Annotated in this window: 11 protein-coding genes; 4 read left to right on the top strand and 7 right to left on the bottom strand. The window is 65.7% G+C overall.

Annotated features, from left to right (window positions below; all coding sequences use genetic code 11):
- The 4 genes from ACJ2PR_RS33765 to dnaQ all read left to right on the top strand — a co-directional run.
- A partial coding sequence (locus ACJ2PR_RS33765; RefSeq protein WP_446880332.1) for a Maf family protein occupies nucleotides 1-427 on the top strand: 427 nt, incomplete at its 5' end.
- Nucleotides 394-1,263 carry a shikimate dehydrogenase gene (locus ACJ2PR_RS33770; protein ID WP_446880333.1) on the top strand — a complete coding sequence of 290 codons (870 nt, stop codon included), beginning with the start codon at nucleotides 394-396 and terminating at the stop codon, nucleotides 1,261-1,263. The genes ACJ2PR_RS33765 and ACJ2PR_RS33770, both read left to right, overlap by 34 nt.
- The gene (gene coaE, locus ACJ2PR_RS33775) at nucleotides 1,260-1,850 is read left to right on the top strand and encodes a dephospho-CoA kinase (RefSeq protein WP_446880334.1); all 591 of its coding nucleotides are present in this window, start codon (nucleotides 1,260-1,262) and stop codon (nucleotides 1,848-1,850) included. The genes ACJ2PR_RS33770 and coaE overlap by 4 nt, the downstream gene beginning before the upstream one ends.
- Complete coding sequence (gene dnaQ, locus ACJ2PR_RS33780) at nucleotides 1,843-2,580, top strand: DNA polymerase III subunit epsilon (protein ID WP_446880335.1); 738 nt, start codon at nucleotides 1,843-1,845, stop codon at nucleotides 2,578-2,580. Before coaE ends, dnaQ begins: the two co-directional genes overlap by 8 nt.
- Before the next feature lie 79 nt (nucleotides 2,581-2,659).
- On the opposite strand, the gene secB is transcribed toward dnaQ, so the two are convergent.
- The 7 genes from secB to ACJ2PR_RS33815 all read right to left on the bottom strand — a co-directional run.
- Nucleotides 2,660-3,184: a protein-export chaperone SecB gene (gene secB, locus ACJ2PR_RS33785; protein WP_446880336.1), complete on the bottom strand. Its 525-nt coding sequence runs from the start codon at nucleotides 3,182-3,184 to the stop codon at nucleotides 2,660-2,662.
- A gap of 184 nt (nucleotides 3,185-3,368) precedes the next feature.
- Nucleotides 3,369-4,370, bottom strand: a complete 1,002-nt coding sequence (gene iolG / locus ACJ2PR_RS33790) for an inositol 2-dehydrogenase (protein WP_446880337.1) — start codon at nucleotides 4,368-4,370, stop codon at nucleotides 3,369-3,371.
- A 43-nt stretch (nucleotides 4,371-4,413) separates the two neighbouring features.
- Nucleotides 4,414-5,181, bottom strand: a complete 768-nt coding sequence (locus ACJ2PR_RS33795) for an ATP-binding cassette domain-containing protein (RefSeq protein ID WP_446880338.1) — start codon at nucleotides 5,179-5,181, stop codon at nucleotides 4,414-4,416.
- Nucleotides 5,182-5,186: 5 nt separating this feature from the next.
- Nucleotides 5,187-6,299, bottom strand: a complete 1,113-nt coding sequence (locus tag ACJ2PR_RS33800; protein ID WP_446880339.1) for an ABC transporter permease — start codon at nucleotides 6,297-6,299, stop codon at nucleotides 5,187-5,189.
- Nucleotides 6,300-6,405: 106 nt separating this feature from the next.
- On the bottom strand, nucleotides 6,406-7,347 hold the full coding sequence (locus ACJ2PR_RS33805) for a substrate-binding domain-containing protein (RefSeq protein WP_446880340.1): 942 nt from the start codon (nucleotides 7,345-7,347) through the stop codon (nucleotides 6,406-6,408).
- A 74-nt stretch (nucleotides 7,348-7,421) separates the two neighbouring features.
- The gene (locus ACJ2PR_RS33810; RefSeq protein ID WP_446880341.1) at nucleotides 7,422-8,240 is read right to left on the bottom strand and encodes a TIM barrel protein; all 819 of its coding nucleotides are present in this window, start codon (nucleotides 8,238-8,240) and stop codon (nucleotides 7,422-7,424) included.
- Between the two features lie 129 nt (nucleotides 8,241-8,369).
- On the bottom strand, nucleotides 8,370-8,922 hold a 553-nt coding region (locus tag ACJ2PR_RS33815), incomplete at its 5' end, for a substrate-binding domain-containing protein (RefSeq protein WP_446880342.1).

The following is an 8,922-nucleotide window of genomic DNA, read 5'->3' on the forward strand; positions in this document are numbered from 1 at the left end:
GAAGGCCCGCAAGGTCGCCGAGAAGCACCCGACCGATCTCGTCCTCGGCTGCGACCAGGTCCTTGCGCTGGACCGCCAGACCTTCGCCAAACCCGAAACCCCCGACGACGCCCGCGCACAGCTCCGCACGCTCCGCGGCAAGACCCACAAGCTCCTCTCCGCCGCCGTCGTCTACGAAAACGCCGAACCCGTCTGGCGTCACGTCAGCGAAGCCCGCCTGACCATGCACGATGTCTCTGACGCCTACCTCGACGCCTACCTCGACAGGAACTGGGACAGCGTCCGCCACTCCGTCGGCTGCTACAAGATCGAGGAGGAAGGCGTACGATTGTTCACAAACATCACCGGCGACCACTTTACCATTCTTGGCCTACCGCTCCTCCCGCTGTTGGCATGGATGCGCAACCGGGGCATGATCCCCGCATGACCGATCACCCCCGCATCCCGCTGGCCGCCGTCCTCGGCCACCCGATCGCCCACAGCCGCAGCCCTGCGCTGCACGGCTACTGGCTCAAGCGCTACAACATCAAGGGCCACTACATCCCGATCGACATCGCGCCGAAAGACCTGCCCCGCCTCCTCAAGACCCTGCCCGAGCTTGGCTTCGTCGGGTGCAACGTCACCATCCCGCACAAGGAGGCCATCCTTCAGATCGCCGACGTCGTCACCGACCGCGCCGCGCTGATCGGGGCCGCCAACACGCTGATCTTCCGCAAGGATGGCAAGATCCACGCCGACAACACCGATGGCTCCGGCTTCATCGCCAACCTCCGCCAGAACGCTCCGGGCTGGAAACCCGCCTCCGGCCCCGCTGTCGTGCTGGGCGCCGGGGGGGCCGCCCGCGCCGTCGTCGCCGCGCTGATCGAGGTCGGCGTCCCCGAGATCCGCCTTGCCAACCGCACCCGCGCCCGGGCCGACGCGATCCGCCAGGACTTCGGTGCCAAGATCCACGTCCACGACTGGACCCAGGCGCCGAACCTGATGGACGACGCGGTGACCGTCATCAACACCACCTCGCTTGGCATGACCGGCAAGCAGGAATTCCACGTCCCGCTCTACCGGCTCAACCCCGGCGCGCTGTGCAACGACCTGGTCTACACCCCCCTGAAGACGCAGTTCCTGATCGAGGCCGAAGCACGCGGGGCCACGGTGGTCGACGGTCTTGGCATGCTTCTCCACCAGGCTGCGCCCGGCTTTGAACGCTGGTTCGGCCAGCGGCCTGAGGTTGACGAGGCCACCCGCAAGGCCGTGCTTTCCGCATGACGTTCGTCCTTGGCCTCACCGGCTCCATCGGCATGGGCAAATCCACCACTGCCCGGATGTTCGCCGACGAGGGCCTGCCCGTCTGGGATGCGGACGCCGCCGTCCACCACCTTTACCGGCCCGGCCAGCCCGCCGCGCTGGCCATCGCGCGCCTCTTCCCCCAGGCGATGGATCCCGACGGCCGCGTCAATCGGCCCCGGCTGCGCGCCATGATCAACGACGATCCCGCGGTGCTTGACCGGCTGAATGCCGCCGTCCACCCGCTTGTCGCCAAGGACCGCGCCCGCTTCCTGAACCGGACGAGGGCCCCCATCGCCGTCCTCGATGTGCCGCTTCTCTATGAAATCGGCCTTGACCGGGCCTGCGATGCCGTCGCCGTCGTCTCTGCCCCGCCAGAGGTGCAGCGCGAACGCGTTCTCATGCGCGGGATGTCCGAAGCCGAGTTCCGGCTGATCCTGTCACGCCAGCTGCCGGACGCCGAAAAACGGGCCCGCGCGGATTACATCATTCCAACGACCGGCCTTGAAGCTGCCCGGCAGGCCGTGAAAGATGTGCTGGCAGACATCCGGCGGAAACTTGATGCGTGAAATCGTCCTTGATACCGAAACCACTGGCTTCGAGCCGTCCGAGGGCCACCGCATCGTCGAAATCGGCGCGGTGGAGCTTTTGAACCACCTCCCCACCGGACGCACCTACCACCAGTACATCAACCCCGAACGCGGCATGCCCTTAGCGGCGTTCGAGGTGCACGGCATCGGCCACGACATCCTGGAAACACCCGGCCAGCCCGTTCCCGGCGGCGTGACCCTGCGCGACAAGCCGGTCTTTGCCCGCATCGGGCAGGCCTTCCTCGATTTCATCGGTGACGCGCAGCTGGTGATCCACAACGCCGCCTTCGACATGAAATTCCTGAACTTCGAACTGGAACGCGCGGGCCTCCCCGGCCTGCCGAACGCGCGCGCCACCGACACGCTGATGATCGCCCGGACGAAATTCCCCGGCTCCCCCGCGTCGCTCGACGCACTTTGCCGCCGCTTTGCCATCGACAACTCGATGCGGGAAAAACACGGCGCGCTGCTCGACAGCGAAATCCTGGCCGAAGTCTACCTGGAGCTGATCGGCGGTCGCCAGCCCGACCTTGTCCTTGCCAGTGTCGCCCCGGCACCTGCGCGCAATGCCTCGGGCGAGGCGATCACCTGGCGGCCAAGGCCACGCCCAGAACCGCTTCCGCCCCGGATCACCGAGGCAGAGCTTGCCGCCCATGCCGCGATGCTGGCCAGGCTGGGCGACGCTGCGATCTGGAAGAAAGAGCTTTAGAAGGGGATACCCGCCCCGGACTCGATCCGGGGCCTCCCTTTGCCACACGAGGCCCCGGCTCGGGGCCGGGGCGGGGCCTTCAGTTGACCTGCTGCGCCGGGGCTGCCGAAGCCGCCTGCGCCTGGGCCCGCCGCGCCAGCTCCTGCCGGTACAGCGCCATGAAATCCACGGTGTCCACGTTCAGCGGCGGGAAGCCCCCGTCGCGCGTCACGTCCGAGATGATGCGGCGCACGAACGGGAACAGCAGGCGCGGGCATTCGATCAAGAGGAACGGGTGGATCTGCTCGTCCGACACGCCCTCGATCAGGAAGGTCCCGCCGTATTCCAGCTCCAGCAGGAACAGCACATCGCCGTTGACCTTGTTCTTCGAGGTTACCTTGAACTTGGTGATCACCTCGTACTGGTTCGCCACCGGGCGCTTGCGGGCATCCAGGCTCACGGCCACCTGGATGTCCGGCTGGACCTCTCCGGCGCTCAGGCCTTTCTGGACCACGGCGTTCTCGAAGGACAGGTCGCGCACATACTGCGCCAGCACCTGCATCTTGATCTGTGGCGGGGTTGGGGCTGCGGCTGCGCCGTTGCCTGCCGGGGTTTCGTCTGCCATTTCCGGGTCTCCCAAACGGATTTGCGGCCTTCTATCAGACCGGGGTGCCGCCCTCAATGCTGGCGTGCCTCGTGATGAGAATGGCCGACCCAAAGGGCCGGCCAATCCCTAACAAAGTCTGAATGCCCACGGCTAAGTGCCTGATTCCACTCAGTCCAGAAAAGTGCCCACGTGTGGGCAGCCCTTACAGGATCTCGCTCATCTTCACGACCCGGCCCTCCGCGACCGACTTCAACGCCGCCTCGGCCAGGGCGAGCGCGAGGAGACCATCCTCCCCCGAAGGGCTTGCCTTGGCCTTGCCACCCATCGCATCAATGAAGGCCGCAATCTCGGCCGCGTAGGCCTCGGTATAGCGGGTCATGAAGAAGTCATGCAGCGGCGGCCGGACATACCCCGCCCCCGTGGCAACCTCGATCGACACCGGCCGCTGGTTCTCGGCCGAGGCGACCCCCTCCGACCCGTGCACCTCGATCCGCTGGTCGTAGCCATAGGTCGCCCGGCGGCTGTTCGAGATCACCGCCATCTTCCCCGTGGCCGTCTTCAGCATCACCTGAACGGAATCGCTGTCCCCCGCCTTGCCGATCGCCGGGTCCACCAGCACCGCCGCCATCGCCGAGACCTCCGAGACCTCCTCGCCCAGCAGGAACCGCGCCATGTCGAAGTCATGGATCGTCATGTCCCGGAAAATCCCGCCCGACCGCGCGATATAGTCCAGAGGCGGCGCGCCGGGGTCGCGGCTGGTGATCGTCACCATCTCCACGGTCCCGATGGTTCCCTTGTCGATCTCGCCCCGCACCGCCTGGAAATGCGGGTCGAAGCGGCGGTTGAAGCCGACCATCAGCGTCCCATTCGCGGCGCGGACGACCTCCAGGCACTGCTTCACCCGTGCCAGCGACAGGTCGATGGGCTTTTCACAGAAGACCGCCTTCCCCGCCTTCACGAATTGCTCGATCAGGTCGGCATGGGTATCCGTCGGCGTGCAGATCACCACCGCGTCGATGTCCTTGGCCGCCGCAATCGCGTCGATGGTCCGCACGTCGCAGCCATACTGGTCGGCAATCGCCTGCGCCGCCGCCGGCATCGCATCCGACACCGCCACCAGCTTCGCAGCCGGGTTGCCCGTCACCGCCTTCGCATGAACCTTCCCGATGCGCCCCGCACCCAGAAGCCCGAACCTGATCGTCATGGTCTCTCCTTAGCCCCGGGCTGCCCCCGGCGTTTGTCAAACTTCAGGCGTAGGTGGCGTCGCTGCCACCCTTCACGCCCGTGATATAGCTCACGATGTCATTGCCGTCGGTCTCGTCCTTCCGCAAGGAGGCGACGATGCGGCCCCGGCGAAAAACCACGATCCGGTCGACCAGATCGAAGACCTGCCGCAGGTTGTGGCTGATCAGGATCATCGGGATGCCCCGATCCTTCAGCCCCCGGATGATGTTCTCGACCTGAGCCGTCTCCTGCACCCCCAGCGCCGCCGTCGGTTCGTCCATGATGACCAGTTTCGACGCAAAGGCCGCCGTCCGCGCGATCGACACGCACTGCCGCTGGCCTCCGCTCATGTTGCGGATCGGGTTGTCGACGTTGGGGATCTTCACCGCAGTCGTCTTCAGCGCCTCCAGCGTGCGGTCGCGCATCGTCTTGCGGTCGAGCCACGAGAACGGCCCCAGCTTGAACTTGAACAACTCGCGTCCCAGGAACAGGTTCGACGGCACGTCCAGATCGTCGGCCAGCGCCAGCGTCTGGAACACCGTCTCGATCCCCGCCTGCCGCGCCTCCAGCGGGCCCGCGAAACTCACCGGCTGGCCGTCGAAGATGACCTCGCCGCTCGTCCGCTGCTCCACCGCCGTCACCTGACGCACGAAGGTGGACTTCCCTGCGCCGTTGTCGCCCACCACGGCGACATGCTCGCCCTCATGGAGAATGAAGTTCGCGTCGTCCAGCGCATGGACGCCGCCGTAATGCTTGGTCAGGCCCCGGGTTTCCAGAATGATCTTCGACATGGCGTTTACCCCCGGGTCCGTTTGCGTTGACGCCACTGGTCCAGAACCACCGCGCCGACGATGATCGCGCCCTTGACCATCTCCTGGTAGTAGGCGTCCAGCTTGATCGAGGTGAAGCCCGAGATGATCACCGAAAAGATCGCAGCACCCAGCACCGTCCCCAGGATCGACCCGCGACCCCCCGCCAGCGAAACGCCGCCGATCACCGCCATCGCGATGGCGTCGAGTTCGTACATCACCCCCATCCCGGCCTGAGCGGTCAGGTTCTTCGAGGTCAAAAGCACCGCCGCGACAGCCGCCAACAGACCGGCGATGGCATAGACCAGCACCTTGTGACGGTCGACGTTGATCCCCGACATCCGTGCGGCGGCCTCGTTCGACCCGATGGCATAGCAGCGCTTGCCGTAAAGCGTGTAGGTCATGATGACGTGGAACAGGATCGCCAACAGCACGAAGACCACGGCGGGGTTCTGGCCCTGCCAGGACAAGAGGCCGAAGGTCATCCCGCCCAGAATGTCTCCGTTCGCGAGGCTGCCGTAGGTTTCCGTCGGAAAGCTGACCGGCTGCCCGTTCGACCACCAGCGCGCCACGCCGCGCGCCGAAACCATCACGCCCAGCGTGGCGATGAAGGGCGGGATCTTGGTGTAGGCCACCAGCAATCCATTGATAAGTCCCGCGACCAGCCCGCAGGCCAGGCCCACGGCAATCGGCACGACCACCGGCAGGTCCATGGCCCAATCGCCGAAGATCGCCTTCGGGTTCGGGTTGCCGTTGACCATCGCGGTCTGGGCAAAGCTCATCACGATCATCGCCGTCGCGCCCACCACGGAGCCCGAGGACAGGTCGATCCCGCCGATGATGATGACCTGCGTCACCCCCAGCGCGATGATCCCGATGATCGCGACCTGCAGGATCATGATGTCCAGCCGCTGCTGGTTGAAGATCGCGTCGACGTTGTCGCGCATGTTGAAGAGGAAGGATCCACCCTGTAGGCGGTTCAGGATCTCGAAGATCAGGACGATCAGCACCAGCGCCCCGAACACGTTCCACTCTGGCGCGCGGGTGCGCTTTGCCGGATCGTATTTCAGGCCGCCCAAGCCATGCGTTGCCTCTGCCACGTCGCCCTCCCTCCCCAGGATTCGAACAGGCTGGCCGAAGTTGCCCCATGCGGCCAGCGAAAAAGGGGCGGCCGTTGCCAGCCGCCCCAAGGTGCCCGGAAGGGGCTTAGTTCTTCGACAGGTAGCCGTCGATGTTCGCCGGGGTCACGAGTTCGAACGGGATGTAGACCTTCTGGTCCACCGCCTCGCCCGCTGCCAGCTTGACCGCCGCATCCAGCGCACCACCGCCCTGGGCCGCCGCGTTCTGGAACACGGTGATGTCCAGCTCACCCGCCTGCATCGAGGCGAGCGCGTCCTGGGTCGCGTCAACGCCCGAAACGATGACCGAAGCCATGTCGATCCCGGCAGCCTTCATCGCCTGGATCGCGCCAAGGGCCATTTCGTCGTTGTTGGCCAGCACGCCGTCGAACGCCGCGCCGGTCGACAGCCAGTTGGTCATCAGCGACTGGGCCTGGTCGCGCGACCAGTTGGCGGTCTGCTGGTCGATCACGTTGACCTTCACGGCACACTCGCCGGCTTCCATGACGTCATAGTAGTTCTGGGTGCGCTGCACGGCGGCCTGGTTCGACAGTTCGCCCTGCATCACGTAGACGCTGACCTCGGTCTTGCCCGCGGCGGCCCACTGGTTGCACTGCTCGATGAAGCCCTGACGCGAGGATTCGCTTTCGTTCGAAGCCACGAAGGCCTGGTTGTCGGGCAGTGTGTCGACGTTGATCGGCTGGCGGTTCACATAGACCAGCGGCACGCCAGCGGCGGCGGCGGCGTCCGACATCGCCTGGGTGGCCGAGGTGTCGACCGGGTTCACGATGATCGCGTCCACACCGCTGGCGATGAAGTTGTTGATCTGGTCCAGCTGCTTGGCGACGTCGTTCTGCGCGTCCTCGATCTGCACCGACAGGCCAGCGGCATCGGCCTGTTCCTGGATGCCGTTGCGCAGCACGGTCAGGAAGTTGTCGTCGAACAGCGCCATCGACACGCCGATCCCGTCCGCCATCGCGGTGGTGCCCATCAGCGACACAAGGCCTGCAGCAAGAAGCGTCTTTTTCATGTCTCTCTCCCTTGGTGGATGTCCGGCGGCATCCTGAATTGTGCCGGAAGACCCGTTTCCTCCCGGGTCGGATATCAGGCCGCGCGGGCTGCGAGGCCGGACCTGATGAAGTCGAAGGACTTGGCCAGTTCGGCAGCAGGATCGGCAAGGGCGTGGACTTCGGGCGAAAACGCCTCAAAGCTCACCGGCCCGGTCCACCCTGCGGCCTGCAGTGCAGCGATCTGTTCCACGTTGTCCAGCCGGTCGCCCCTGGTGACCAGCACCCGGTGTGGGTCGCGCATGTCGGACAGCCCGACCTGCTGGTCGATGACGCCCGAGACGTGGACGATGCCGGTATGTTCCGGGAAAAGCGCTCCGCCGTGGGCCAGCGTATGGTGAAAGGTGTCATGGACCAGCTTGAAGCGGCCCTTGCCGCCCACCGCCTCGATCCCCTCGACCGCCTCGGTCTTGTAGCGCAGCGCGCAGATCTCGAAGCCCAGGGGTTCGACCATTCCGACCAGGTCGTGATCCTCCAGCATCGGCTTCAGCGCCTTCAGCGCCACGCGCAGGTTCGCCTGCCGCTCGCCGTTGCCCATGCCAAGGTTGTCGTTGCGGGGGATCAGGCTGACCGCCTCGGCCCCGGCGGCCTTGGCAATTGTCATCAGCGCCAGCGCCTCGGCCTCCTTGTCGGCAGACCAGTCATTGAAGCGTTTGACCTCGGCCACCGCCAGCAGACGCAGCCCGTTCTCCCGCACATGTGCCCCGCCCTCGGCCGGGTCCATCCCGTCGAACAACGGCTGCGGCAAGTCGTTGCGGACCTCGATGCCGACGCAGCCAAGCGCTTTCGACAAGGCGACGAGGTCACGGAAGGACAGGCGGGCGACAGTCATGTGGTTCAAAGCGAAGTGGACCATTCCCGGCCTCCCAACCGTGACGAATTGCTGGCCCGGACCATCCGCGAGACTCTCCCGTCGCGTCAATGCGTCGCGGGGCGATCCCATCATTCCTGACGAAACCCCGGCCTGGGTTCTGATTTCTTTTCGTCAGACACTCTCGGGAAGATACAGGTCGGGCTGCAAGAAGTGCTGGCCCTGCACCGAGTTCATTCCGTCAAGGACCGCCTCGGTTGCCAGGCGGACAAGATCATCGCAAAGCCGCTGCAACGGCGTGCCGATCACCATGGCGACATGCCGCCCGATCAGCGCCGCCCGGCTTTCGGGGGTCAGCTCGTTGACCACCAGCGCAACCTCGCCCAGCTGGCGCGCCTCGCGGATCGCAGCGATGGCGCCTTCCATCCCGCCGCCCGCACAATAGATGCCGCGCAGGTCGGGGTGGCGGCTCAACAGGTCCAGCGTCGCCTCATAGGTCAGCTGCCGGGTTTCCAGGTTGATCAGCGTGTCCAGGATCTGGAACTGCGGCGCATGTTCACGGAAGTAGCTGCGCACGCCGGTTTCCCGCAGCTCATGCCCGTGCCAGCGGTAGCCACCGACGAAGACGGCGATCTTCCCGGCGTGGTGCGAGGCCGTGGCGATCATGTGCGCCGCGATCCGCCCGACCTTCAAGTTGTTGAGTCCAAGATAGTTTTGCCGAACACCC

This window comes from Phormidesmis sp. 146-33 (assembly GCF_052939515.1).

Excerpts from the sequence above, each read along its gene's own strand:
- ACJ2PR_RS33770 (WP_446880333.1), top strand. The coding sequence starts at position 394 with ATGGATGCGCAACCGGGGCATGATCCCCGCATGACCGATCACCCCCGC.
- ACJ2PR_RS33810 (WP_446880341.1), bottom strand. The coding sequence starts at position 8,240 with ATGGTCCACTTCGCTTTGAACCACATGACTGTCGCCCGCCTGTCCTTC.
- ACJ2PR_RS33795 (WP_446880338.1), bottom strand. The coding sequence starts at position 5,181 with ATGTCGAAGATCATTCTGGAAACCCGGGGCCTGACCAAGCATTACGGC.
- coaE (WP_446880334.1), top strand. The coding sequence starts at position 1,260 with ATGACGTTCGTCCTTGGCCTCACCGGCTCCATCGGCATGGGCAAATCC.
- dnaQ (WP_446880335.1), top strand. The coding sequence starts at position 1,843 with ATGCGTGAAATCGTCCTTGATACCGAAACCACTGGCTTCGAGCCGTCC.
- secB (WP_446880336.1), bottom strand. The coding sequence starts at position 3,184 with ATGGCAGACGAAACCCCGGCAGGCAACGGCGCAGCCGCAGCCCCAACC.
- iolG (WP_446880337.1), bottom strand. The coding sequence starts at position 4,370 with ATGACGATCAGGTTCGGGCTTCTGGGTGCGGGGCGCATCGGGAAGGTT.
- ACJ2PR_RS33805 (WP_446880340.1), bottom strand. The coding sequence starts at position 7,347 with ATGAAAAAGACGCTTCTTGCTGCAGGCCTTGTGTCGCTGATGGGCACC.